Here is a 24,851-nt window from a genome sequence, read left to right on the forward strand (position 1 = left end):
GCGCCTTTCCTCTCCCCCGTCGATCGGGGGAGAGGTGGCTCGGCGAAGCCGAGACGGAGTGGGGGTCGACCAGCGCTGGAACGGGGAAAAGGAAACATCATCATTTGCCAGCCGGCAGCAGCCTGAAATCAGGCAGGTCGCGCAGCGCCAGCTCCGGTCCGGCGGGCGAATAGACGACGAAGAGCTGCATCGGCTGGTCGCCAGTGTTGAGCGTCGAGTGGAAGCGGCTTTCCGGCACATAGATGGTGCAGCCGGGGCCGACCTTCGCTACTACCGGATTGCCTTTCTCATCCTCGACCATCTGCTCGCCATTGCCGGAGATGACGAAGATGATCTCTTCGGCGCCCGGATGGTTGTGGCGGGTGTGGCCTTTGCCCGGCGGCAAGTCGACGACACCGCCGGAAAAGCGCTCGGCGCCGTTCACTTCCGGCGCGACGGTCAGCGACAGCTTGCCCCAGTCGAAGCCGAAGGCGCTGACATCCTTCGGGTAGACGAACACCTTGCTCCTGTCGGCCATTGCCTCATCCCTTCTTTTTCGTGATCGCGACCGTCTTGAAATCCGCTGTCTGCCTGGCGATCGCCGCTTCCGCCGGTAGCCGTTCCATCGAGCTTGCGCCGTAAAAGCCATGCAAGCCCTCGCAGCGTTCGAGAATGTAGCGCGCGTCGTCGGGCATCGAGATCGGTCCGCCATGGCAAAGCAGGATGACGTCCTTGCGCACCGAGCGCGCGGCATCGGCAATGGCGTCGATTTCCTTGACGCAGGCGTCGAGCGTTTTCGCCGAAGTGGCGCCGATCGAGCCGCCGGTGGTGACGCCCATATGGGCGACGACGATATCGGCGCCGGCACGTGCCATGGCGCGCGCCTCGTCGGGGTTGAAGACGTAGGGCGTGGTGAGCAAGTCGAGCTTGCGCGCCTCGGCGATCATGTCGACCTCGAGGCCAAAACCCATGCCGGTCTCCTCGAAACTCTGGCGCATGGTGCCGTCGAACAGGCCGACGGTCGGAAAATTCTGCACGCCGGAAAAGCCCATCGTCTTCAGCTCTGCGAGCAGCAGCGGCATGATGACAAAGGGGTCGGTGCCGTTGACGCCGGCCAGCACCGGCGTCTTCTTGACCACCGGCAGCACCTCATAGGCCATTTCCTTGACGATCTCGTTGGCGTTGCCGTAGGCAAGCAGGCCGGCGGCCGAGCCGCGGCCGGCCATGCGATAGCGGCCGGAATTGTAGATGATGATCAGGTCGATGCCGCCGGCTTCCTCGGCCTTGGCCGACAGGCCGGTCCCGGCGCCGCCGCCGATGATCGGCACGCCGTCGGCGATCATCTTGCGGAATTTTTCCAGGATCGTTTTGCGCGGAATGGCAGCCATGCTTGTCTTGTCTCACTTCTTGGCGATGTCGAGGAAGGCCTCCGCCGCGGCCTTGGCGAAGGCGGGGTCGTTGATGTGCAGCGGCAGGCGCGTCACGGTGCGGTTCCTGGTCGGTTCGATCGTGCGCTCGATGGCCTCAAACAGCACGGCGTCGGCTTCCGGATCGAAGAAGGCGCCGCCTTCGATATCGAGCGCCGATACGCCCTTTTCCGGGATCAGGAAGCGGACCGGACCGTCGCATCGGGCAAGGCGGCCGCCGATCCATTCGCCGATCTTGCGGCATTCCTCGGCCGTGGTGCGCATCAGCGTGACATTGGGATTGTGCTCGTAGAAGAGCCGCCCATGATATTTTTCCGGAATGGTCGGCGGCGCCCAGAAGTTCACCATGTCGAGCGCGCCGACCGAGCCGACATAGGGCAATTTCGTGCGCGCAATCGCGCCGAAGCGATCCTCGGTCGCCGGCAGCACCCCGCCGAACAGGAAATCGCACACCTCGGTCGTGGTGATGTCGATGACGCCGGCCAGCAGACCGCTGTCGGCGAGCTTCTCCATCGAGCGACCACCAGTGCCGGTGGCGTGGAAGACCATACAGTCATAGTCGGGGCGCAATCGGTCGACGATCGCCGTCACACAGGGCGTGGTGACGCCGAACATGGTGAGTCCCAGCGCCGGCTTGCCGGCGGCGGCCGAGGCGGGCTTCGCGGCCATGCCGGCGATCGCCTGGGCGGCATTGTGCAGCACAATGCGGGAGAGTCTGTTCAGTCCCGCCATGTCGGTGACCGACGGCATCATGATGATGTCGGAGATGTCGACGTAAGGCGCGGTATCGCCGGAGGCCAATGTCGAGACCATGATCTTCGGCAGGCCGAGCGGCAGCGCCCGCATGCCGGCGGCGATGATCGAGGTGCCGCCGCCGCCGCCGATGCCGATCACCCCGGCGATGTCGTCACGTGACTGGATGAAATTGGCAAAGGCCGCGCCCATGCCGGCAACGGCGGTGCCGCGATCGTCGATGCCGAGAACAGCGCCGGCTCCCTTGGGATGATGCGCGGCGACCTCGCTGGCAGGGATATCCACCGGGACGGTCGCGCCTCGCGTGCCGATATCGACAAGGACGACCGCGCCGCCGGCCTTGGCGACGGCATCGGCCAGGAAGGCGAGTTCCTCGCCTTTGGTGTCGGCGGTGCCGATCACATAGATGCGCTTCATCCGCGGTTCCCCGTCCGGCATGGCCGGCTCTGCCGCCGGCCTTTTTTTGCCCCACCCTTAAGCTCCTCGGCTAAAGCCTCGTCGCTGGTGGGGACCGTATTTTTTGCCCCACCCTTAAGCTCCTCGGCAAAGCCTCGTCGCTGGTGGGGACCCGTTATTGACCGGCATTGCGCCATTGCAAATTTTTGAGACGCGCGTATCGTATTGATATGGATGTCTCACGTCAACAAGCCGCCTCCATCGATGACGCCGCACAGGCGCCGGCCGCCGAGAAGGGGCCGCGCGCCCGCACAAAGCGGCTGATGCTGGAAACGGCGACGAGGCTGATGCAATCAGGCATGACCCCTTCGGTCAGCGAGGTCGCGGAGGCGGCAGAGGTGTCGCGCGCCACCGCCTACCGGTATTTCCCGAGCCAGGCGGCGCTGGTGCAGGCCGTGGTCGATGAAGGGCTCGGCCCTATCCTTACCTGGAAGTCGACATCCGACGATGCCGAGCGGCGCGTGGCAGATCTGTTCGCGACCGCGATGCCGCGCATCGAAGCCTTCGAGGCGACCTTCAAAGCGGCGCTGAAACTGTCCCTCGACCAATGGGCGCGGCGCCAGGCGGGCACGCTCGGGTCCGAGCCGGCCTTCATTCGCGGTCATCGCGTCGACCTGTTGAAGGATGCGATCGCGCCGCTCAAGGGACGCCTGAAGCCGCGCCAGCTCACGCGCCTTGCCCAGGCGCTGTCGCTGATGTTCGGCGTCGAGGTGGTCACGGTGCTGAAGGATATCTGGGGGCTGAACAGCGCCGAGATGGTGTCGGTGGCGCAATGGGCGGCGGGCGCGCTGGTGCGCGCCGCAATGGCGGAATCGGAGGCGAAATCGGCAGGAATGGCTGCGGCGCCTGGGGCGACGATCGGGTAAATCTGGTTCGACCAGATTGTGAGGACGATTTTGAATGTTAAATGGGGTGAGCTGGCCCTTACAAGGGATCGGCGTATCAAGGAGTAGGAAAAACAAGGGAAAACAGGCAGATGCCATAATGGTGGCCTCGTTCGTCTGCGCCTAGCCTCCCAAGAAAGCGCTTGACGTCAAGCGGGAATTGGTAATACCAGATTTAGGACCGATAAAGCGGATCAAAGTGAAGGCTGCGATCCATTTCCGACAGGGTGGGAGGCCTGGACCGGAGAGGTGCCATCACAGGAGGAACTACCAAGGCCGGCTTCGCCGCCGGCTCGCATGAGACGGTAGAATGCGCACAAGGGAGGAAAACTATGCGCAAGATTATGACCAGCGTGATTGCTGGTATTGGGCTGGCGCTTGCCTGCGGGACATCCGTCCGCGCGCAGGACAAAGAACTCACCATCTTCTGGGCGGAATGGGACCCGGCGAACTACCTGCAGGAGCTCGTCAACGACTACACGGCCGAAACCGGCGTGAAGGTCACCGTTCAGACGACGCCGTGGCCCGACTTCCAGACCAAGGCCTTCACCGAGTTCAACGCGCATGGCGATGCCTACGACATGGTCGTCGGCGACTCGCAATGGCTGGGCGCCGGTTCGACGCAAGGCCACTATGTCGACCTGACCGACTTCTTCAACCAGCACAAGCTTGGCGACGTGATGGCGCCCGCGACCATCAAGTATTACGCCGAGTATCCGGGCGGTTCCGGCAAATACTGGGCGATCCCGCTGGAAGGCGACGCGATCGGCTGGTCCTATCGCAAGGACTGGTTCGAGGACCCGAAGGAGAAGGAAGCCTTCAAGGCCAAATACGGCTACGACCTCGCGGTGCCGACGACCTATGCGCAGCTGCGCGACATCGCCGAGTTCTTCCACCGTCCGGACCAGAAGCGGTACGGCGTGGCCATCTACACCGACAATTCCTATGACGCGATGGCGATGGGCGTCGAAAGCGCCATCTTCAGCTATGGCGGCGATCTCGGCGACTACGCGACCTACAAGGTCGACGGCATCACCAACTCCAAGGAAGCCGCCGCCGGCCTCGACATGTACAAGCAACTCTACAAGTTCACGCCTCCGGGCTGGGGCAAGACCTTCTTCGTGGAAGACAACCAGGCGATCACCGGCGGCCTGGCAGCGATGAGCATGAACTTCTTCGCCTTCTTCCCGCCGCTGGTGAACAAGGCCACCAACCCCTATGCCGACGTCACCGGCTTCTTCGCCAATCCGGCCGGCCCGGACGGCAAGCGCTTCGCCGCGCTCGGCGGCCAGGGCATCTCGGTCGTCTCGTATTCGAAGAACAAGGACGAGGCGATGAAATTCCTCGAGTGGTTCATCAAGGACGAGACCCAGAAGAAGTGGGCCGAGCTCGGCGGCTACACCTGCAGCCAGGCCGTGCTGAAGTCCGAAGCCTTCCAGAACGCGACGCCTTACAACAAGGCGTTCTACGACACGATGTTCATGGTCAAGGACTTCTGGGCAACGCCTGAATACGCCGAAGTGCTCGATCAGCTGAATCAGAACATCTATCCGTTCGTGGTCGGCGGCAAGGGCACCGCCCAGGAGGCGCTCGACAAGACGGCCGCCGACTGGAAGGCGACCTTCACCAAATACAATCGTTACAAGTAAGCATCGCAGTCAGAATGCCGGAGGAGGTTTCCCCCTCCGGCATTCCTGTTTTCAGGAGACAAAGTTGGCTTCGGTAGCCCTTACCAATCTTGATCCAGCGTCCAGGGCCGCCGCTCGCGGCTGGTCCGATCTGACCATCCGCAACCTGTTCATTATCCCGACGCTGGTCTTTCTGATCGTCTTCAATATTTTCCCGCTGATCTATTCGCTCGGCTATTCCTTTACGAACTTCGCCGCGAACCGCAGCGAACCCTGGCAGTTCGTCGGCTTGCAGAACTATCGTGAGCTGCTGAGCGACGATCACATCTGGTCGAACTTCGTCATCACCGCCAAATACGTGATCGTTTCGGTGGCTGGGCAGATGATCGTCGGCTTCGGCCTTGCGCTTCTGCTCAACCGCAGCTTTCCGATGAAGGGCCTGATCACCACGCTGCTGCTGCTGCCGATGATGATGTCGGCGGCGGTCGTCGGCCTGTTCTGGCAATTGCTCTACAGCCCGTCCTGGGGACCGATCAACTATGTCTTCGGCCTTGGCGACTTCGCCTGGCTCTCCAATCCCGACAGCGCGCTCTACGCGGTCGCGATCACCGATATCTGGATGTGGTCGCCTTTCGTCATGCTGCTGTCGCTCGCCGGTCTCTCGGCCGTGCCGCAGCATCTCTACGAGGCGGCCGCGATCGACCGCGCCGGGTGGTGGTACACCTTCACTCGCATCACCTTGCCGCTGGTCTCGCCGATCCTTCTGATCGCGCTGATCTTCCGCACCATGGAAGCCTTCAAGACCTTCGACATTGCCTACACCATGACCACCCAGCCGACCGCCGAGCTGATTGCGATCCGGCTCTACAAGCAGGCCTTCCAGCAGTGGGATACGGGCAAGTCCTGCGCGCTGGCCTACATCGTGCTGATCATGGTGCTGGCGATCACCAACCTCTACGTGAAGTATCTCAACAAGGTGAAGGAGCGCTGACATGGCCGCCGTCCGCACTTCTTCCGAGGTCGCCTTCAACCGCATCGCCATCGCCGCGGTGCTGATCGCGACGCTGATCTTCCTGGCACCGATCTACTGGATCGCCTCGACGGCCTTCAAGCCGAAGGAGCTCGCCGTCAGCGTCCCGCCCACCGTGCTGTTCGAGCCGGAGGTAACGCCGTTCGTGCGGCTCTTCACCAAGCGCGTGCAGATGCAGAAGCCCGTCGATCCGCAAGTCTACGATGCCGCGCCCTGGTGGGAAAAACGCATCTATGACGGCGGCGAGCGGGTTCTCAAGGTCGGCAAGGACGTGCAGCTTTCGCAATATCCCGACCGGTTCATGAACAGCCTGATCGTGGCTGTGATCAGCACGGTGCTGGCTGTGGGCATGGGAACCTTCACCGCCTATGGCTTCTCACGCTTCAAGATCGCGGGCGAGGCGGACCTTCTCTTCTTCATCCTGTCGACCCGCATGCTGCCGCCGGTGGTGGTCGCAATCCCAATGTTCCTGATGTACCGGATGGTCGGCCTCAACGATTCGCATATCGGGCTAATCATCCTCTACGTCGCCTTCAACCTGTCCTTCTCGGTCTGGCTGATGAAGGGCTTCATGGACGAGATCCCGAAGGAGTATGAGGAGGCGGCACTCGTCGACGGCTACACGCGCATGCAGGCCTTCTTCAAGATCGTGCTGCCGGAGGCGGCGACGGGCATCGCGGCGACTGCCGTGTTCTGCTTCATCACTGCCTGGAACGAATACGCCTTTGCGCTGATCATGACCAACCGGCGCGCCCAGACGGCGCCGCCCTTCATCCCCTCGCAGATCGGCTCCGGCCTGCCGGACTGGACGACGATCGCGGCGGGCACCTTCCTGTTCCTGTTGCCGGTCGCAATCTTCACCTTTCTGCTGCGCAACCATCTGCTTCGCGGCGTGACGTTCGGAGCAATCCGCAAATGAGTTTTCGCTCCACCAACGAGAAGTACCTGCTGCCGGCCTCGCAAATCCTCATGGTGCTGGGCATCGTAGCGCTCTGCCAACCATGGAGCCTCGGCCTGCATTCATACGGTGTGACGATCATTCTGATCGGGCTGATCGGCTTCAACATCACGTCCAAGATCGCACCGGAGCAGAGCGAGGAAACCGGCGCCGCGACGCATGAGGGAGCCCGCCAGTGACGCAGATCGAACTTCGCGGCATCGAGAAATTCTTCGGTGCCGTCCAGGTCATCCATAATCTGAACCTGGCCATCGCCGACAACGAGTTCATCGTGCTGCTCGGCCAGTCGGGCTGCGGCAAGACCACGACGCTGCGCGCCGTGGCAGGGCTGGAGACGATCGACCAGGGCGACATCCTGATCGACGGCAAGCCGGTGCAGCACCTCAAGGCGGCGGACCGCGACATCGCCATGGTGTTCCAGTCCTTCTCGCTCTACCCGCACATGACGGTGTTCGAGAACGTCGCCTTTCCGCTGCGTGCAATGCGCATGAGCAGCGGCGAAGTCGACAAGTCCGTCCGCGAGGTCGCCCGGGTCCTGCGCATCACCGATCTGCTCGACAAGAGGCCGTCGGCGCTCTCGGGCGGCGACATGCAGCGCGTGGCCATCGGTCGTGCGCTGGTGCGGCGCCCGAAGGCGATGCTGATGGACGAGCCGATCGGCGCGCTCGACGCCAAGCTGCGCGAGGAGATGCGCGCCGAGATCAAGCGCCTGCACGTCAAGCAGGGGTCGACCACGATCTATGTCACGCACGACCAGATCGAGGCGATGAGCCTCGCCGACCGCATCGTCATCATGCATGAAGGCTTCATCCAGCAGGTCGGAACGCCGGATGAGGTCTATTCGCATCCGGCAAACCTGTTCGTGGCGCAGTTCGTCGGCAGCCCGGTGATGAACATCGCCGAGGTCAATGTCGCGGATCAGGCGGGCACCGCCTCCGTAACCGTCGGCGATGCGCCGGCTGGCTTCGAGTTCCCGCGCCAGCTCCTGTCCAGACTCAACGGGCATGCAGCCAATGGCGGCCTGACGCTCGGCATCCGCCCGGAGGGCGTACTCGTGCGGCACGATGCGGCGCCCGGCTACATGCCAGTCGAGGCGAGCATCATCGAGCCGCTCGGGTCCTTCGACATTGTCGATCTCAGGCTCGGCTCCACGATGCTGCGCGCCCGCACCAAGGCGGGCTACGTCTCGGGTCCCGGTGAGAAAGTCCATGTCCGCATCGATCCCGAGCAGGCGCACTTTTTCGACACGGCAAGCGGCAAGTCGCTGGGAGTAAGGCTGTAATGGCCCATATCGAACTGAAGAACATCACCAAGAAATACGGCAGCCACACCGCGCTGACGGGTCTGAACCTCGACATAGCCGACGGCGAGTTCTTCGTGCTGCTTGGCGAGACCGGCGCCGGCAAGACGACGACGCTACGCCTGATCGCCGGACTGGATAAGCCGACTGAGGGGCAGGTTCTCATCGACGGCGTCGACGTCGCCGACTGGGGCGCGGCCGAGCGCGACGTCGCGCTGGTGCTGCAGCAATATTCGCTTTATCCGCGCTACACTGTGCGGCAGAACCTCGAATTTCCGCTGAAGCCGAAGATCCGTCGGCTGCCGGATGCCGAGATCAAGGACCGTGTCGCGCGCGCCGCCCGCACGCTCAGGATCGAACATCTGCTCGACCGCAAGACCGACCGGCTTTCCGGCGGCGAGATGCAGCGCGTCTCGATCGGCCGAGCGATCGTGCGCAAGCCGCGCGTGTTCCTGATGGACGAGCCGCTCTCGGCGCTCGACGCCAAGCTGCGCGAAGCGCTGCGCACGGAGTTGAAGAACCTTCAGATGCAACTCGGCGCCACGTTCCTGTTCGTCACACACGACCAGATCGAGGCCATGTCGATGGGCGACAAGGTCGGCGTGCTCAACCATGGCCGCATCGTGCAGACGGGCACGCCGCATGAGATCTACAACAATCCGCGCGACACCTATGTCGCGAGCTTCGTCGGCTCGCCGCCGATGAACCTCATCGACGGCAGGCTGGTCAACGACCGCGCGGTGATGGCGCCGGTGAATTTCGAACTGCCGCTCACAATTGGCGCCAAGAGCTTTGGCGGGGGCAGGACGAGCGGCGCGGCCGACGGTCGCCCGCTCGTCTTCGGCATCCGTCCGGAGGACGTCTATCTGGAGAGCGGGGCTCCGGTCGAGGCACGCGTGCACGATGTCGAGAACCATGGCGTGGAAAAGATCCTGACGCTCAGGGTCGGCGACACGATGCTGCGGGCCACGGTGCCGGCCAGAACCGACGTGGCTATCGAAGAGCCGGTGCGCTTTGCCTGGAACCCCGACAAGGTGGTGATGTTCGATAAAGGCAGCGGTGTGAGCCTGCGGCACGCCGGATAGAAGTCTTAGCCTGCTGACTTGCTCGCGGCGCTGTGGCCTTCCTGATGGGGCCCAAGCCGGCCGCCGAATAGGCCAGCCCGCTCGCCCTTGCGAGTATCGGCCCCGGCGGCTCTCAGGAGCGTCGGGCCGTTAATTGGCTTCAAGCCGAGCGGCCGTCGAACTCGAACACCTCGATTGCGGTGATATCAACATCGTCGAGGCAGTTGATGTTGATATAGGCGGACCGTTCGTTGCCCTGGCCGACGTCCTCGGCAAAGGGGTGCATGCCGCATGTGCGGCAGAAGCGGTGCGCGATTTGAGCCTTGCCGAAGGTGTAGGCCGAGGTCGTCGCCCCAGGCGACCAGATTGAGCTTCTCATGCGGCACGGCCCACAAAAGCGCGCCCTTGCGCCAGCAGATCGAGCAGTTGCAGCGCACCGCGCCGCCGATCTCCCCCTCGACCTCGAACGCCACCTTGCCGCAGTGGCAGCTGCCTTTGTACAGCATCAGCATCTTTCCATCGCTGGCAGGGTGCAAAGGCACACTTGCCGGGTTATCTCTTCGCCGGCCAAGACCAGGCCGCACGCTTAAAAGACGTTGCAGTTTTGCAAGGCCCGACATCGAAAATGCAATCCATCCGCGACCGTCTTGAAATCATCCTGTCACGTCTTGCCAATCGGGCGGGGGATGAGAAGGTCTATACGAAGCTCTATGCCGAGGCCGCGCGGGCAGCCGCCGATGCGTCCGATGCCCGCCGCAAGGCCGGCGTCAGCCTTGGGCCGCTCGACGGGCGCATCGTTTCAATCAAGGATCTGTTCGACGTCGCCGGCGAACCGACAGCGGCCGGATCGCTGATCCGCGCCAGCGCCGAACCGGCGGCGCGGGACGCAGCGATCGTGCAAAGGCTGCGCCAGGCGGGCGCGGTCATCCTCGGCAAGACCAACATGACCGAGTTCGCCTTCACCGCGATCGGCGACAATCCGCATTACGGCACACCGGGCAACGCTGCCGATCTCGGCCTGATCCCGGGCGGCTCGTCATCTGGAGCCGGCGTTGCGATCGGCGAGGGCACAAGCGACATCTCGATCGGTTCGGACACCGGCGGCTCGGTGCGCATCCCCGCCTCGCTCAACGGCGTTGTCGGCTTCAAGCCGACGGCGCGGCGCGTGCCTTTGACGGGAGCCTTTCCGCTGTCGATGACGCTGGATTCGATCGGTCCGCTTGCCCGCAGCGTCGCCGATTGCGCGATTGCCGATGCGATCATGGCGGGAGAAGAGCCGGCGGCGCTTCAGCCGGTTTCGCTCGCCGGCCTGCGCATCGGCATTCCACGCGGCGTCTTGTTCGGCGAGACACAGGCGCAGGTCGCCGAAGCTTTCGAGGTCTGCATCGACAGGATCGGACGCGCCGGCGCCCACGTCGCCGATTTGTCCATCGACGATCTTATCGCCGAGATGCGCGCGGCAACCAGGCGCGGCACGATCGCGTCCATGGAAGGCGCGGAGGTGCATGCCGATTGGCTGGCGAGCGGCGCCTCGGTGCCAGTCGATCCGCATGTCACCGGACCATTGACGCGCGCGTTGGCTGTTCCCGCTTCCGCCTATATCCGCACGATCCGCCGGCGCGCCGAGCTTGTGGCGGCCATGGCGGAACGGCTGGAGGCGGTCGATCTCCTGGCATTGCCGACCGTGCCGATGATCGCGCCCTCCATTGCCGCCATGGCTGGCGACGAAGAATTGCGCGATAAGACGGAAGGGCTGCTGTTGCGCAACACGCAGGTCGTCAACCAGTTCGACCTCTGCGCGATCTCGCTGCTGATGCCCGGCACGAACCTGCCGGCCGGATTGATGCTGGTGGGCAAACACGGGCATGACAGTCATCTGCTGCGCATTGCCGCCGCGGTCGAGGCTTTGCTTGGCACATGAATTGGCTAATGTAGCGCTGGTCGACCCCCACTCCGTCTCGGCTTCGCCGAGCCACCTCTCCCCCGATCGACGGGGGGAGAGGAAAGGCGCCATCCAGCAGCGCTCCCTTCCTTTCCCTCCGGAGGGGGAAAGGTGGCGCTGCGGAGCAGCGACGGATTGGGGGAACCACGTGGCAATCAAGCCTTAGGCCCGATCAGTCACGTCTCCGGTCTGCATCGTCGCAACGCCCTCGGCGAGCTAACCGCCGACCGGAAAACGCCGGCGATAGTGCTCGATAACGTCCGGATTGCGCAGATTGACGGGCAGCTTGCCGGCGAGTACCAGCAGCGCCTCGCCGGCGGCGCCGACGCCCATGCGCATCATCGATTCCTCGGTGATGCCGGCCATATGCGGGGTGACGATGACATTGTCGAAACCGAAATAAGGATGGTTGGGCGGCAGCGGCTGCGTGGAAAAGACATCGAGCGCGGCGCCGCCGATACGTCCCTCCCGCAGCGCTTCGATCAGCGCCTCATCATCCACCACCGGGCCGCGCGAGACATTGATCAACAGCGCGTTGGGCTTCATGCGGGCGATGCGCTCGCGACTGATGAGGCCGCGCGTCTCCTGCGTCAGCGGGCAGCAGAGCACGATGATGTCGCTCTGCTCGACCAGCGCGTCGATAGACAGGAAGCCGACACGCTCGGGCGCGGGGCGCAGGCTGCGCGTGGTCGCCACGACATTGAGGTCGAAGCCGTGGGCGGCGATGTGGCCGACAGCCTGGCCGACCGCGCCGAGGCCGACGATGCCGATGGTCTTGCCGGCCAGCTCGCTGGTCGAGTTGGCGTGCTCGCGGCCGGCAAGCCAGCCCTTGGCGCGCAGGTCGCGGTCCATCACGCGGAAGCGCCGCAGCAGCGCAAGGGCGGTGAACATCACATGCTCGGCGACCGAGCGGGCGTTGACGGCGGGCACGTTCGCCACCAGCACGCCGGCGGCGGTCGCGGCCTCGACCGGGATCATGTCCAGTCCGGCGCCGTGGCGGATCGCGGCGCGCAGGCTCGAAGCACCCGCAAACAGCTCCGGCGGCAGCGGCGCGCGCACGATGATGATGTCGGCGTCGTGGGCCTCGGTGGTCAGTGTCTTGGCATCGAGCGCGGAAGCGATCGCAAGCCGCCCGGCGCCGGCCAGCATCGCCGTGGCGCGTGGGTGCAGCGGATGCGTCGACAGGATCTTGCGCATGGGGTTCCATTTCAGCATTTGTGCGATGCCAAGCTAAACGTCTGGCTGCAAAATGCTCAAGGGCATTTCGCCGTTTCACGGAAACGGAGAACTGCCCCGTTTCTGCGGGTTGACGCAGTTTCGGACGAAAGGCTACGGCGAAGGTGCCGAACCTGACGGTCCACATCTTCCTAGAGTTGCTTAAGCCTTTTCGAGTGCCGCGCTTTTCGGCTCCATTCCGCGGCCTTCGATGATCCCCTTCCAGTAGCTCTCGGCGCCCTGCAAATGGGCATTCATCAGGGCCTGGGCGAGGTTGCCGTCGCGGCGCAACAGCGCTTCGTAGATCTGGATATGCTCGGCATGCGAACGCACCGAGCGTTCGGGATCGTTGAAATAGATCGGCAGGCGCTGCTCGCCCATCAGGTAATAAACGCTGCAGATATTGTGGAAGACGCTGTTCTTGGTCGCGCGCACGATCTCGAGGTGAAACTCGCGGTCTTCCTTGGCGAGGCCTTCGCCGGCGGCGATGCGCTCTTCGGAAGCCTTCAGGATTTCGCGCAGGCGCTCGAAGTTCTCCTCGGTGGCGCGCGAGCAGGCAAGCTCGGCCGCCTTGATCTCGTGGATCTTGCGCAGCTCGACGGTCTCGTAGATCTGCACCGGGTCGAGCGGCAGCCCCGCGCGGGCGAACAGCGCCAGCGCTTCCACGCTCGCCTGCTTGGTGTCGATATAGATGCCGGATTTGGCGCGCCGCTCGACGATACGCATGGCCTCGAGGATGGCGAGCGCCTCGCGGATCTGGCCGCGGCTGACGCCGAAATGTTCCGCCAGCTCTCGCTCCGAGGGCGTGCGGCCGGACTCCTTGTCCGAGTTGGAAAAGAGATAGGCGGCGAGTTCCGCGAGAAGGTTCTTTTCTTTCATCGTCAAATACGTTGCGCGTGCGCCTCCAGGAATCGCTCGGAGATGGTGAATCCCAATCCAGGCTTTTCAGGGATCGCTATCATACCGTCCTTCGCCTCGACAGTCTCCTCGACGAGGTCGTGGATCATTGGGTTGGCGCCGAGCGAATATTCAATGGTGAAGCTGGCGGGCGAGGCGGCACACACATGCAGCCCGGCAAAGAAGCAGGGCGCGCCGGCCCATAGATGCGGCGCGAAACGCAGATTGAAGGCGCTGGCGATGGTGCCGATCTTCATCGCCTCGCTGATGCCGCCGCAGAAGGCGGGATCCGGCTGGAAGATGTCGGCCGACTTCAGCACAGCCAGATCGCGGAAGGCATAGCGCGTCGCCTCGCTTTCGCCGGTGGCGATCGGCGTCGATCCCGAGGCGCGCACGTCGGCCATGCCCGGCTTGTCGTCGGCGGTCACCGGTTCCTCGAACCAGGCAAGGTCGAGATCGGCGGTGAGGTTGATGAAGCGCTTGGCCTCGGCGACGGTATAGGTGCCGTGCGCGTCGACCATCAGATCGACATCCGGCCCGATCGCCTGCCTTGCGGCGCGCACGCGCGCGGCCGAGACATGTGGGGCGCCGTCCATGGCGCCGATGCGCATCTTCAGCGCCTTGAAGCCGCCCTTGGCGATGTAGGATGTCAACTGCTCGCCGATGGCGTCGGCTGAGGCCCAGCCGCCCGAGGCATAGGCCTGCATGCGCTCGACCTTGCGGCCGCCGAGCAGCCGCCACACCGGCTGCCCCAGCGACTTGCCGAGGATGTCCCAGAGCGCGATGTCGACGGCGCTGATCGCCGCCACGCTCATGCCGCGCCGCGCCAGCTGCGGCATGGCATGGCCGGCATGCGCCGCCGTCTCATGCCGCACGCCGTTATAGAGCATTTCCCAGATGATGCCGATGTCGGCCGGATCGCAACCGATCAGCTGCGGGCCGATCTCGTGGTTGAGCATATGGACGAGCGCGCCATAGCTGCCGGCGCTGCCGGCGGCGTTCTTGCCCTCGCCCCAGCCGACCAGGCCGTCAGCGGTCTCGATGCGCAGAATGGCGGCGTCGAACGTCGTCACCTGACCGAAGTCGCTGCGATGCTGCTTCGCGACTTCGATCGGGATACGAACCCACCAGGCCTGGACGCTCTTGATGCGCATGTTTTCCCTTCGGCCCCTCCGCCCGCCGGGTGGAAGGGACAGGTTTCGATCGGAGGCCTACTTGATCAGCGGCAGCAGCGTTTCGGCGGTGATGCGCATCTGGTCGGTGTAGAATTTTTCCGTGAGCACGCTGGAGCCGTGGTCCTGGATGAATTTGAGCTGCTCGGGCGAGATGTCGACCGGATTGCGCTCGACCATCTCCGGATAGGGCGCCGCCGGCGTGCGGTCGACGGGCGCGACGAACTCGTTGGTCAGCGCGCCGTCATAGCCGACTTCCTTCAACGTGCGCACGATCTTCGGCCAGTCGATCTGGCCAAGGCCGGCTGCGAAGCGGTTGTTGTCAGCGACATGGAAATCGAACAGGCGCTTTCCGACCTGACGGATCGCGTCATAGACGTTAAATTCCTCCATGTGGATATGGTAGGCGTCGAGGCAGACGCCGCATTCGGGGCTCACCGCGTCGGCGAGCGCCAGCGCCTGGGCGCCGCGGTTGAAGAGGTAGGTCTCGAAGCGGTTGAGCGGCTCGACGGCGATTCTGACGCCGACCTTCTGGGCATGGCTGAAACATTCGCGCGTGGCGTCAACCACCCAGCCCCATTCCTCGGCCTCGGTGCCATCGGGCACGACCTTGCCGACGGTCGCGGGCACCAGCGTGATGATCTCGCCATCGAGCTCGCTGACCATGGTGAGCACGTCCTTGACGTATTGGACGGACCGCTCGCGCTGGCCCTGGTCCCTGGCGGCGAGATTGCGCTCGCCGAGCATCAGAGTCACCGAGCCCCAGCAGCGGATGCCGTGCTCCTTCAGGAGCGCGCGCGTCTCCTTGGTCTTGTACTGCTCGGGTTCGCCGGAAATCTCGATCGATTCGTAGCCGAATTTCTTGATGCGCTTGAGCGTCACCTCCAGCGGTTCCGCCCGCATCCAATTGTGAGTCGAAAGATGCATGGTCTATCCTTCCCAGAATTCGCCTGTCACATTCTACCTCGCGACGCCTCCAGCAGAGGCGGGCGTATGATTCCTCCCCAAGGCGTTGCCAGCATTTTCCTCGAAACTGGTTCGACCAATTGGGCCCTCCATGACCTCTACAGCAAATTTTCATGCACGGCAACAAGTGGGCGGCTGAAGCTCTATCAGCCGAGCAATAGTCTGATTTTACGTGGTAATTCCACTTATCTGTTTGCAAGCTCGGCTCGCCTCCGCGGTTTTCGGCCGCTTGACCGAATTCCGGGATTTGGTAATACCAGAATGGCGCAATGCATAGACGCCGACAGGGTTGACCAAACAGGCTGGCCCTCATTTCAATAGGCGCTATGCTTGGTCGCGAAAACAAACGAGGGAGGATGCCGATGCCGACGACGATGAAGGGCCCCGGCCTGTTTCTGGCGCAGTTCGCGGGCGACGCCGCGCCGTTCAATTCGCTGGGTTCCATGACCAAATGGGCAGCGGGGCTGGGCTACAAGGGCGTGCAGATCCCGACCTGGGACGCGCGCCTGTTCGACCTCGAGAAGGCGGCGTCGTCGAAGGCCTATTGCGACGAGGTGAAAGGCGTCTGCGCGGATGCAGGCGTCGAGATCACCGAATTGTCGACGCATCTGCAGGGGCAACTGGTCGCGGTGCATCCCGCCTATGACGCGCAGATGGATGGCTTTGCGCCGCCATCCGTGCACAACAATCCCACGGCACGGCAAAAATGGGCTGTCGAGCAGATGAAGTTCGGCGCCAAGGCGTCGCGCAATCTCGGGCTGAACGCCTCGGTGTCGTTCACCGGCTCGCTCGCTTTCCCTTACCTTTATCCGTTCCCGCAGCGCCCGGCCGGCCTCATCGAGGAAGCCTTCGGCGAACTCGGCAAGCGCTGGAAGCCGATCCTCGACGTCTATGAAGACAATGGCGTCGATGTCGGCTACGAGATCCATCCTTCCGAGGACGTGTTCGACGGCGCCACCTTCGAGATGTTCCTCGACGCGGTCGGCGGCCACAAGCGCTGCAACATCAACTACGACCCGTCGCACTTCCTGTTGCAGCAGCTCGACTATCTCGAGTTCATCGACATCTACCACGAGCGGATCAAGGCCTTCCACGTCAAGGACGCCGAGTTCAACCCGACCGGGCGGCAAGGCGTCTATTCCGGCTACCAGGGCTGGGTGAACCGCGCGGGGCGCTTCCGCTCGCTGGGCGACGGGCAGGTGGATTTCAGCGGCATCTTCTCCAAGCTCACCCAGTACAATTACGATTCCTGGGCGGTGCTGGAATGGGAGTGCTGCCTGAAACATCCCGAGGACGGCGCCGCAGAAGGCGCGCCTTTCATCCAGCACCACATCATCCGGGTGACGGAGAAGGCTTTCGACGATTTCGCCGCCGGCACAACCGATAAAAAGCTGCTGCGGGCGATGATGGGGATTTGACTGCAGCTCCCTTGAGGAGGTTCGGCCGCAGGTCCGGGTGGGGTTGAATCCCAAGTCGTGGCGGACTCTTATACCCCCACCCCCGACGCTGCGCGTCGACCCTCCCTACAAGGGGGAGGGTGAGGAACTAAAGAGAGAGGACAAGAATGGTCGGCGCATCGAAGTCGGAAGCGGGAGGCGGCCCGATCCGCTATGGCATGGTCGGCGGCGGGCAGGGCGCCTTCATCGGCGCGGTGCATCGCATCGCGGCGCGCATGGACAACGACTTCGTGCTGGTGGCCGGCGCGCTGTCGTCGGATCCGGCGCGGGCCAAGGCATCGGCCGAAGAACTCGGGCTCGATCCCGCGCGCAGCTACGGCTCCTATGCCGAGATGGCCAAGGCCGAAGCCAAGCGTCCAGACGGCATCGAGGCGGTGGCGATCGTGACGCCGAACAACGTGCATGTGCCGGCGGCGAAAGCCTTCCTAGAGGCGGGCATCCATGTCATCTGCGACAAGCCGCTGGCGACCTCGCTGGCCGAGGCCAAGAAGCTTGCCGCCCTGGTCGAAAAGACCGGCAAGGTGTTCGTGCTGACGCACAATTACACCGCCTATCCGATGATCCGGCAGGCACGCGAGATGGTGGCCAAGGGCATGCTCGGCGATATCCGTATCGTGCAGTCGGAATATCCGCAGGACTGGCTGACCGAGGACCTTGCCGCCACCGGCCAGAAGCAGGCCTCCTGGCGCTCCGACCCCAAGCAGGCCGGCGCCGGCGGCGCGCTCGGCGATATCGGCACGCATGCCTATAACCTGGCTCGCTTCGTCTCGGGACTTGAGCTCGATACGCTGTCAGCCGATCTCGACGCCTTCGTACCGGGGCGCCAGCTCGACGACAATGTCAACGTGATGCTGCGCTTCAAGCCGGTCGGCAACAAGCATCCGGCCAAGGGCATGATCTGGGCCAGCCAGGTGGCGCCCGGCCACGAGAACGGGCTGAAGCTGCGCATCTACGGCACCAAGGGCGGGCTGGAATGGGTGCAGGCCGACCCGAACTATCTCTGGTACACGCCGTTCGGCCAGCCGAAGCAACTGCTCACCCGCGCCGGAGCTGGTGCAATGCCCGTCGCGGCGCGCGTCAGCCGCGTGCCGTCGGGCCATCCGGAGGGCTATCTCGAAGGTTTTGCCAACATCTACCAGGAAGCGGCCCGCGCCATCCGAGCGGCGCGCAGGAAAGGCGGCAAGCCAGCTAAGGATGTGGTCTTCCCGACGGTCGCGGACGGCGTCGAAGGCATGGCCTTCATCGAGGCTTGCGTGAGGTCGTCGAAGAAGAATGGGGCGTGGACGAAGCTTTAGGGGTGACGATATTCAGGTGAGGCCGGCCTGCAAACGGCGGCTTCCTGCGCTTCCGGTGCTCACGTACGAAAAGTACGCTCCGCTCCGGTTCTCGGAATCCGTCGTTTTCGACTCGGCCTGACCTGAATCTCGTCACCCCTCGGCCGAAGATGATGAGGGGGTGTCGATGAAAATCGGCATGTGCATGTTCTTGTGGACCACCAGCGTCTCGAAGAAGCACGAGGCGCTGCTCAAGGACATCAAGGCGACCGGTTTCGACGGCGTCGAGATACCGGTCTTCGCGGGCGCGCCCGACGACTACAAGAAGTTGGGCGAGATGCTCGACCGCATCGGGCTGGAGCGTACCGCGGTCTCGGCCATGGGCGATCCGGCGATGAACCTGATCTCGCCGGACGCCGCGACGCGCAAGGCCGGCATCGACTATATGAAATGGGCGATCGACTGCAGCGCAGCCCTCGGCGCTGACACGCTCAGCGGGCCGCTGCATTCGACACTCGGCGCCTTTTCCGGCAGCGGGCCGACTACCGCCGAAAAGAAGCGCTCGGTCGCCTCGCAACGCGCGATCGGCGACCATGCCGGCAAGAGAGGCGTGACCATTGGGTTGGAAGCGCTCAACCGCTTCGAATGCTATCTCGTCAACACCATGGCCGACCTGTCGGAACATGTCGACGCGATCGACCGGCCGCACATCAAGGCGATGTACGACACGTTCCATGCCAATATCGAGGAGGCCGATCCGATCGGCGCCTATACAAAGCATCGCCGGAACGTTGTCCATATCCACATTTCGGAGAATGATCGTGGCGTGCCGGGGCGCGGCAACATCCCGTGGAAGGAGACGTTCTCCGCCATCCGCAAGAGCGGCTATGACGACTGGCTGACCATCGAAGCCTTCGGGCGCTCGCTCAAGGACCTGGCGGCGGCGACCAAGGTTTGGCGCGATTTCGCGGAGAGCCCGGAGGCGGTTTATCGCGAGGGGTATCGGCACATCAGGGACGGGTGGAAGAAGGCGGCTTAGGGGCCCTGCGCCTGATCCATTTTCTATTTGCCGTGGCAACGGTTGCCAGGTGGTTCCCCCACTCCGTCTCAGCTTCGCCGAGACACCTCTCCCCCCGCCGGAGGGAGAGGAAAGGGAGCCTGGTGGCGCCGGGAGAGGAAAAAAGCCTCGGCCTTCGAGGACAGGCGCGACTCGGACAGCTTGGCGCCTTTCCTCTACCCCGTCGATCGGGGGAGAGGTGTCGAGCGAAGCTCGACGGAGTGGGGGTCGACCTTGGCGCAGGCGAGACGATGCTTGCGCTTCTGCATCACAAGGTTACCCCTGCGCAGCCTGCAGCCGATTGTAATCATGCAGCGTGCGGCTCAGCCTGCGGCGCAGGAAGTTCGAGATGTTGTCGAAGATGAAGACGACGAGCAGCGTCAGCAGCACCATGTAGAAGACGTTGGCCCAGTTGGAATTGGTACGCATCGCTTCCCAGAGCTTCAGGCCGATGCCGCCGGCGCCGACGGCGCCTATGATGGTGGCGCCGCGGGTGTTGGATTCCCACTGGTAGAGCGTCTGGCTGATGAAGACCGGCACCACTTCCGGCAGCACGCCGTAGCGCTGCACCAGCAAGCCGTTGGCGCCGGTCGAAAGCACGCCCTCGCGCGGCTTGTCGTCGATGTTCTCCAGCGCCTCGGAATAGGTTTTGCCGAGCGTACCGATTTCGGTGAAGAAGATCGCGGCGCTGCCGGCCAGCGGCCCGGGGCCGAAAGCGCGGGTGAAGAACAGCGCCCAGATCAGCATGTCGACCGAGCGCATGAAATCGAAGAAGCGCTTCAGCACCTGGCTGAGCAACCCGCTCGGCGTGATGTTGCGGGCGGCGAAGAAGGCGAGCGGGAAGGCGACGATGCCGCCGAGCAGCGTGCCCAGAAACGCCATGACGATGGTCTGCAGGAGCTTCGTCCAGACATCGCCATGCTGCCACTGCGCGTTGTTCCAGATGTTGTCGGCGGCCAAAGCGAGGTTCGAGGTGCCTGGCTTGAGCTCTGGCCCGGAGGCGATGAGCGAGATGACCTCGCCGGCCGATTTGCCGAAGAAGGGCGAGCGGGTGTCGAAGACGAAATTTGCCCAGCCGAGGAAGCGCTTGCGCACCTTGACGCGATCGACGGTGACGCGCACCTCGCCGACAAAGCCCATCTTGGCGACGACCTCGTCGTCATGGACGGTCACCCAGTCGGGCACCGGACCTGTAACCACCGGCTTGCCGCCGGTGAGCGACACCGGCACCGTCTGGCCGTTGGCGACGATCGTTGCCCTGATCTTGTCGAAGGTGACGGACTTGTCCCGGCCGTCGATCAGGACGGTGAAGGTGCCGTCCGGATTCTTGATCACCCAGTCGGGATCAGGATGCTCGCCGAGCGCCGAGAAGCGCGGAAATTTCGGCGTAATTTCGGGCTGGTCGAGCCGGAATTCCGGCTGCAGGTCGTAGCTGATCCATTGCGACAGGAAGAGCGGCAGGCGCTCCCAATGCGATTCGCGCAGCACCTGCGGCAGGCTGAAGAACCACAAGGCATAGGCGAGATAGAGCACGGTGCCGGCGATCAGCAGCAGCGGCCAGAAACGCTTATAGGCCGGCCGCTGGAATATCTGCGGATGGCGGCCTTCGATGGCGCTCAGTTCGGAGGCGGTCATGGCGGCCATTTCAAGCGCTCATCAGGAAGGCCTGCTCACCGACGAGCTTGCGGCGCAGCCAGGCGGAGAACTGGTCGACCAGGAAGATGGTGACGAAGAGCAAGAGCACCAGCGCCAGGGTCTTGGCGCCGAAGCCGCGTGAAATGGAAAGCTTCAGCTCCTCGCCGATGCCGCCGCCGCCGACCGCGCCCATGATGGTCGAGATGCGCACGTTGATCTCGATTCTGAGCAGCGTGTAGGACATGAAATTGGGCAACACCTGCGGCAGGTCGGCGAAGCGCACGCGCTCGAACCAGTTGGCACCGACAGCACGCAGGCCCTCTTCCGCGCGCATGTCGATGTTCTCGTTGATCTCGTAGAACAGCTTGCCCAGCGCGCCGATCGAATGCAGGCCGATGGCGATGATGGCGGCGACCGGGCCGATCGAGACGATGGCTGCGAACAGGCCGGCAATGACGATTTCGGGGAAGGCGCGCAGCAATTCCATGAAGCGCTTGACGATGAGCCGCAGGACCGGGTTCGGCGTCAGGTTGCGCGCGGCGATGAAGGAGAAGGGAACGGCGAAGACGAAGCCGATGAAGGTCGAGACCAGCGCCACGTTCACCGTGGTCAGCATCAGCTCGAAATATTCGGGGATGTAGAAGCCGCCCCAGATGTAAACGCGGCCAAGCGGGAAATTGAACTCCTGCGTGCCCTTGTCGTTGGGCGAGGCGATGTCGAACAGGGCGCGCCAGACATCGTTCCAGTCCTTCGGGACCAGCCAACTCAGGAAATCGAGGATGTGCGGCAGCCGGTCGAAGAAATGGCCGGCATTGGCCTCGTCGGCGAACCACATGGTCGCGCACATGGCGACAAGCAGCAGGCCGACGCCGAGCCCGGTGTAGAAGCGGCGCAGCGAGGTCTGGCGCCGCCAGGCATCGGCCTGCTGGCGGGTGGCGTCGGAATGGAGTGTCGCTGATGTCATGATCGGGACATGCAAAAAGGGCGGCGTTTCGAACGCCGCCCTTTTTCCTGATGCCTTTAACCGCCGATGGCGGCTTTGCGGGCTTCGACGATGACGCTGTAGAAGTCAGGCTTCACCGGGACATAGCCGGTGAAATCGCCACCCTCGACACCTTCGAAGCAGGCCTTGTCCTTGGCCGGCAGCGCGGTGAAGAAAGCGGTGAGCTTGGCGGTCATCTCGTCGCCGAGCGCGGTGCGGACAACCAGCGGGCCGTTCGGGATCAGGCCCGAGCGCCACACTTCGACGAAGTCGTTCGGGTCGACGGCGCCCTTGGCGACTTCCTTGTGGAAGGTGCCGGAGGTGTAGCCGTTCTTGAAATCGCCGATGCCGGAGGAATCGTCCACCGCCACGTCGACCTTGCCGTCGCGCACGGCCAGCACGTTGTTCTCATGGCCGCCGTTGAACTGGGTCGAGGCGAAATAGGTTTCGTTGGAAGCGCCGGTGTCCTTCGGAATCTGAGTCAGCGGGATCAGATAGCCGGAGGTCGAATCCGGATCGGCATAGCCGAGCTTCTTGCCCTTGGCCGACTTGATGTCGGTGATGCCGGAAGACTTCAGCGCCAGGCCGATCGAATAATAGCCGGTCGAGCCGTCGGTCTGCTTGGTGGTGAGGATCGGCGTGACCGCCTTCGGGTCCTTGAGATAGACGCTTGCGTAACCGGACGCGCCGAGCTCGGCGAAGTCGAGCGTGCCGCCGAGCAGGCCCTGGATAACGCCGTCATAGTCGGCGGCCGGGAACAGCGACACCTTTTCGAAGCCGAATTCCGACTTCAGGTGATCGGCGAGGCACTGGTAGTTGCGCAGGCGGTCGGTCTCGTTCTCACCGCCGAGGATGCCGACGCGGAATTCCTTGATGTCAGCGGCGTGCGCGGCGCTGGCCGCCATGGCGAGCAGCGAAACCGCCCCAAAAACCATCTTCCTGAACATTTTGTCTCTCTCCTGTTGCTCCGGCTGCGCGCCGGCGGCGTTCTGATTTTTTCAAGTCTTGCCTTTGACGCTGGCGGGCGATCCGGGTTGCTCTGCTGAAATCCACGATTTGCCCGCACCGGCTGGGGCCGGGACGGTGGATTCAGTAGCCAGGAAAGGCTGGTTCGAGCGGTCCGGCGGATGCGGTGATCTTCGGCTTGATGGTCACGGCGGTCGACGTGATGGCTTCCGAGATCTCGGCGCCGCTGGCATCGGCGCCGTAGACGGTGCGCACGGCATCGCGGTCGAGGTCTTCCGGAGCGCCGTCGAAGACGACCTTGCCGGCGGCCATGCCGATGATACGGGTGCAATAGGCGCGCGCCGTGTCCAGCGTGTGCAGGTTGGTGACGACGGTGATGCCTTCGCGCAGATTGATGTCGCGCAGCGAATCCATCACCACCTTGGCGTTGAGCGGGTCGAGCGAGGCGATCGGCTCGTCTGCCAGAATCACCTTCGGCTGCTGCATCATGGCGCGGGCGATCGCCACGCGCTGCTGCTGGCCGCCCGACAGCGTGCCGGCCGGCTGCAGCGCGGTGCGGGCGATGTCGAGGCGCTCGAGCGCGGCCACGGCCTCGGCGCATTCGGTGCGCGTGAACATGCCGAGCAGATTGGAAATCGTCGAGCGATGGTTGAGGCGGCCGAGCAGCACGTTGGTCAGCACGTCGAGACGTGGCACGAGGTTGAACTGCTGGAAGATCATGGCGCAGTCGCGCTGCCAGCGGCGCAGCGGCGAGCCCTGCAGGCTGGAAACCTCCGCGCCCTCAAAAAAAATCGACCCCTGGCTCGGATCGATGAGACGGTTGATCATGCGCAAAAGCGTCGACTTACCGGCGCCGGAACGGCCGATGATGCCGACCATCTGGCCGCGCGGGATCGAGATGTTGATATCGCTGACGGCGGTGTTCTTGCCAAATCGTCGGGTTACGCCGCGGATCTCAAGCGTGGCCGATGATGCTGACATACCATAACTCCAGTCCGTCGCGCTTTTGCAGGTCTGTTAACCTTCGCTAGCGCAGGCCGATGAAGCTGGGGTGTCGGATTGATGTCAGTTTTGTTACGAGTCACAGGCTTGGAGATTCAGCAATTCCTCGAAATGCTTCATGTCCTTGAAGCTGCAGAAGGCCGGAGGCTCGAGCTCGATCACAGGAGCCTCGCGTTCGAGGAACGACAGGCAGTCATCGAACAGATCCTGCCAGGCTGCGGCTCGCTCGTCGGCTAGACGGCGGATTTGATAGGCGAAGGTGATGTGGAAGACATAAGCGTCGTGGTCCGGATGGCGGTAGCCGAACGGCACCGACAGCGCGTTGCGCCACAGGCGCAGGATGCGCTCGTCCTCAGTGGAAGCACCGGCAACCGTAAGGCCGTTTGGCGTAACGCCGAGGGTCTTGATACGAAACGGAGGGCAGGCCTCAAAGCCCTCCAGGCGCTGCAGATAGAGGCGGGTCATGTCGTCGATGCTGGTGTCGAGCGGCACGTCGGAGGGCCAGTAGGGGAGCCGGCGCCGGTATTCGATGATGCCCTGGAACAGTGTCATGTGCAGGCTTGAGACCGGCGTGAAGGCGAGGCGGTCCGCGTCCGGCATGGCGCGGATGCGCTCGCGCACCTCGATGATCGCGGCTTGCGAAGGCGAGCCGCCGACGAGGTGACTGACGACCGTGTTGCCGGGTTCGGGGAGGAAGTTGCCCGAGCTGTCGTAACGGGTGCCGAGATGCACCGGCGCCGTCGGGTTGGTGCCTTCGAAAAATCCGGCGAGCGAGGGTCTGACTGTGGCGAGCATCGCGATCTCCTT

General features: G+C 63.7%; 23 protein-coding genes and 1 pseudogene. 11 read left to right on the plus strand and 13 right to left on the minus strand.

Annotation, left to right across the window (positions count from 1 at the left end; all coding sequences use genetic code 11):
- Positions 1–100: 100 nt before the first annotated feature.
- The 3 genes from LB552_RS24840 to LB552_RS24850 are packed head-to-tail and all read right to left on the minus strand — an operon-like array spanning position 101 to position 2,576.
- Positions 101–517, minus strand: a complete 417-nt coding sequence (locus tag LB552_RS24840; RefSeq protein ID WP_224610798.1) for a cupin domain-containing protein — start codon at positions 515–517, stop codon at positions 101–103.
- A gap of 4 nt (positions 518–521) precedes the next feature.
- Complete coding sequence (locus LB552_RS24845; RefSeq protein ID WP_224610800.1) at positions 522–1,367, minus strand: phosphoenolpyruvate hydrolase family protein; 846 nt, start codon at positions 1,365–1,367, stop codon at positions 522–524.
- Positions 1,368–1,379: 12 nt separating this feature from the next.
- The gene (locus LB552_RS24850; RefSeq protein ID WP_224610802.1) at positions 1,380–2,576 is read right to left on the minus strand and encodes a Tm-1-like ATP-binding domain-containing protein; all 1,197 of its coding nucleotides are present in this window, start codon (positions 2,574–2,576) and stop codon (positions 1,380–1,382) included.
- Positions 2,577–2,785: 209 nt separating this feature from the next.
- Here LB552_RS24850 and LB552_RS24855 point away from each other — a divergent pair, with 209 nt between their 5' ends.
- From LB552_RS24855 to LB552_RS24885, 7 genes are all read left to right on the plus strand, one after another.
- A complete protein-coding gene (locus tag LB552_RS24855; protein ID WP_224610803.1) occupies positions 2,786–3,481 on the plus strand; it encodes a TetR/AcrR family transcriptional regulator in 696 nt (231 codons plus the stop codon).
- Between the two features lie 350 nt (positions 3,482–3,831).
- The gene (locus LB552_RS24860; RefSeq protein ID WP_095769194.1) at positions 3,832–5,148 is read left to right on the plus strand and encodes an ABC transporter substrate-binding protein; all 1,317 of its coding nucleotides are present in this window, start codon (positions 3,832–3,834) and stop codon (positions 5,146–5,148) included.
- 64 nt (positions 5,149–5,212) lie between these two features.
- The gene (locus LB552_RS24865) at positions 5,213–6,118 is read left to right on the plus strand and encodes a carbohydrate ABC transporter permease (protein WP_095769195.1); all 906 of its coding nucleotides are present in this window, start codon (positions 5,213–5,215) and stop codon (positions 6,116–6,118) included.
- 1 nt (position 6,119) lies between these two features.
- Positions 6,120–7,076: a carbohydrate ABC transporter permease gene (locus LB552_RS24870; RefSeq protein WP_095769196.1), complete on the plus strand. Its 957-nt coding sequence runs from the start codon at positions 6,120–6,122 to the stop codon at positions 7,074–7,076.
- Positions 7,073–7,294 carry a hypothetical protein gene (locus LB552_RS24875; RefSeq protein ID WP_095769197.1) on the plus strand — a complete coding sequence of 74 codons (222 nt, stop codon included), beginning with the start codon at positions 7,073–7,075 and terminating at the stop codon, positions 7,292–7,294. Before LB552_RS24870 ends, LB552_RS24875 begins: the two co-directional genes overlap by 4 nt.
- Entirely contained in the window at positions 7,291–8,397 is a 1,107-nt protein-coding gene (locus LB552_RS24880; protein ID WP_140845151.1) for an ABC transporter ATP-binding protein, read from the plus strand. Before LB552_RS24875 ends, LB552_RS24880 begins: the two co-directional genes overlap by 4 nt.
- Positions 8,397–9,500, plus strand: a complete 1,104-nt coding sequence (locus tag LB552_RS24885; RefSeq protein WP_095769199.1) for an ABC transporter ATP-binding protein — start codon at positions 8,397–8,399, stop codon at positions 9,498–9,500. The genes LB552_RS24880 and LB552_RS24885 overlap by 1 nt, the downstream gene beginning before the upstream one ends.
- Before the next feature lie 139 nt (positions 9,501–9,639).
- On the opposite strand, the pseudogene LB552_RS24890 reads toward LB552_RS24885, so the two are convergent.
- Positions 9,640–9,985 (minus strand): annotated as a pseudogene (locus tag LB552_RS24890) (GFA family protein).
- Between the two features lie 119 nt (positions 9,986–10,104).
- Between LB552_RS24890 and LB552_RS24895 the strand changes: the two are divergent.
- Positions 10,105–11,400, plus strand: a complete 1,296-nt coding sequence (locus LB552_RS24895) for an amidase (protein ID WP_224610805.1) — start codon at positions 10,105–10,107, stop codon at positions 11,398–11,400.
- A 237-nt stretch (positions 11,401–11,637) separates the two neighbouring features.
- Here LB552_RS24895 and LB552_RS24900 read toward each other — a convergent pair whose 3' ends face one another.
- The 4 genes from LB552_RS24900 to LB552_RS24915 form a co-directional block, all read right to left on the minus strand.
- Positions 11,638–12,618, minus strand: coding sequence for a hydroxyacid dehydrogenase (locus LB552_RS24900; RefSeq protein WP_224610898.1), 981 nt, complete (start codon positions 12,616–12,618; stop codon positions 11,638–11,640).
- 180 nt (positions 12,619–12,798) lie between these two features.
- A complete protein-coding gene (locus tag LB552_RS24905) occupies positions 12,799–13,515 on the minus strand; it encodes a FadR/GntR family transcriptional regulator (RefSeq protein ID WP_140545878.1) in 717 nt (238 codons plus the stop codon).
- Between the two features lie 2 nt (positions 13,516–13,517).
- Entirely contained in the window at positions 13,518–14,687 is a 1,170-nt protein-coding gene (locus tag LB552_RS24910) for a mandelate racemase/muconate lactonizing enzyme family protein (RefSeq protein WP_224610806.1), read from the minus strand.
- A 57-nt stretch (positions 14,688–14,744) separates the two neighbouring features.
- Entirely contained in the window at positions 14,745–15,632 is an 888-nt protein-coding gene (locus LB552_RS24915; RefSeq protein ID WP_095769204.1) for a sugar phosphate isomerase/epimerase family protein, read from the minus strand.
- A gap of 401 nt (positions 15,633–16,033) precedes the next feature.
- Between LB552_RS24915 and LB552_RS24920 the strand changes: the two genes are divergently transcribed.
- From LB552_RS24920 to LB552_RS24930, 3 genes are all read left to right on the plus strand, one after another.
- Positions 16,034–17,089, plus strand: a complete 1,056-nt coding sequence (locus LB552_RS24920) for a sugar phosphate isomerase/epimerase family protein (protein WP_224610808.1) — start codon at positions 16,034–16,036, stop codon at positions 17,087–17,089.
- Between the two features lie 146 nt (positions 17,090–17,235).
- Positions 17,236–18,423 (plus strand): Gfo/Idh/MocA family protein, encoded by a 1,188-nt coding sequence (locus LB552_RS24925; protein WP_224532078.1) that lies wholly within the window; start codon positions 17,236–17,238, stop codon positions 18,421–18,423.
- 166 nt (positions 18,424–18,589) lie between these two features.
- Positions 18,590–19,441, plus strand: a complete 852-nt coding sequence (locus tag LB552_RS24930; protein WP_224610810.1) for a sugar phosphate isomerase/epimerase family protein — start codon at positions 18,590–18,592, stop codon at positions 19,439–19,441.
- A 294-nt stretch (positions 19,442–19,735) separates the two neighbouring features.
- On the opposite strand, the gene phnE (LB552_RS24935) is transcribed toward LB552_RS24930, so the two are convergent.
- From phnE (LB552_RS24935) to LB552_RS24955, 5 genes are all read right to left on the minus strand, one after another.
- Complete coding sequence (phnE, locus tag LB552_RS24935) at positions 19,736–21,103, minus strand: phosphonate ABC transporter, permease protein PhnE (RefSeq protein WP_224610812.1); 1,368 nt, start codon at positions 21,101–21,103, stop codon at positions 19,736–19,738.
- 1 nt (position 21,104) lies between these two features.
- Positions 21,105–22,058 (minus strand): phosphonate ABC transporter, permease protein PhnE, encoded by a 954-nt coding sequence (phnE, locus tag LB552_RS24940; protein WP_224610813.1) that lies wholly within the window; start codon positions 22,056–22,058, stop codon positions 21,105–21,107.
- A 56-nt stretch (positions 22,059–22,114) separates the two neighbouring features.
- A complete protein-coding gene (gene phnD / locus LB552_RS24945) occupies positions 22,115–23,023 on the minus strand; it encodes a phosphonate ABC transporter substrate-binding protein (protein ID WP_095769301.1) in 909 nt (302 codons plus the stop codon).
- Positions 23,024–23,165: 142 nt separating this feature from the next.
- Positions 23,166–24,023 carry a phosphonate ABC transporter ATP-binding protein gene (gene phnC / locus LB552_RS24950; protein WP_224610815.1) on the minus strand — a complete coding sequence of 286 codons (858 nt, stop codon included), beginning with the start codon at positions 24,021–24,023 and terminating at the stop codon, positions 23,166–23,168.
- Positions 24,024–24,116: 93 nt separating this feature from the next.
- Positions 24,117–24,839: a DUF1868 domain-containing protein gene (locus tag LB552_RS24955; RefSeq protein ID WP_224610817.1), complete on the minus strand. Its 723-nt coding sequence runs from the start codon at positions 24,837–24,839 to the stop codon at positions 24,117–24,119.
- Between the last annotated feature and the right edge of the window lie 12 nt (positions 24,840–24,851).

It is taken from the genome of Mesorhizobium sp. CA7, from assembly GCF_020165015.1.
GTDB lineage: Bacteria > Pseudomonadota > Alphaproteobacteria > Rhizobiales > Rhizobiaceae > Mesorhizobium.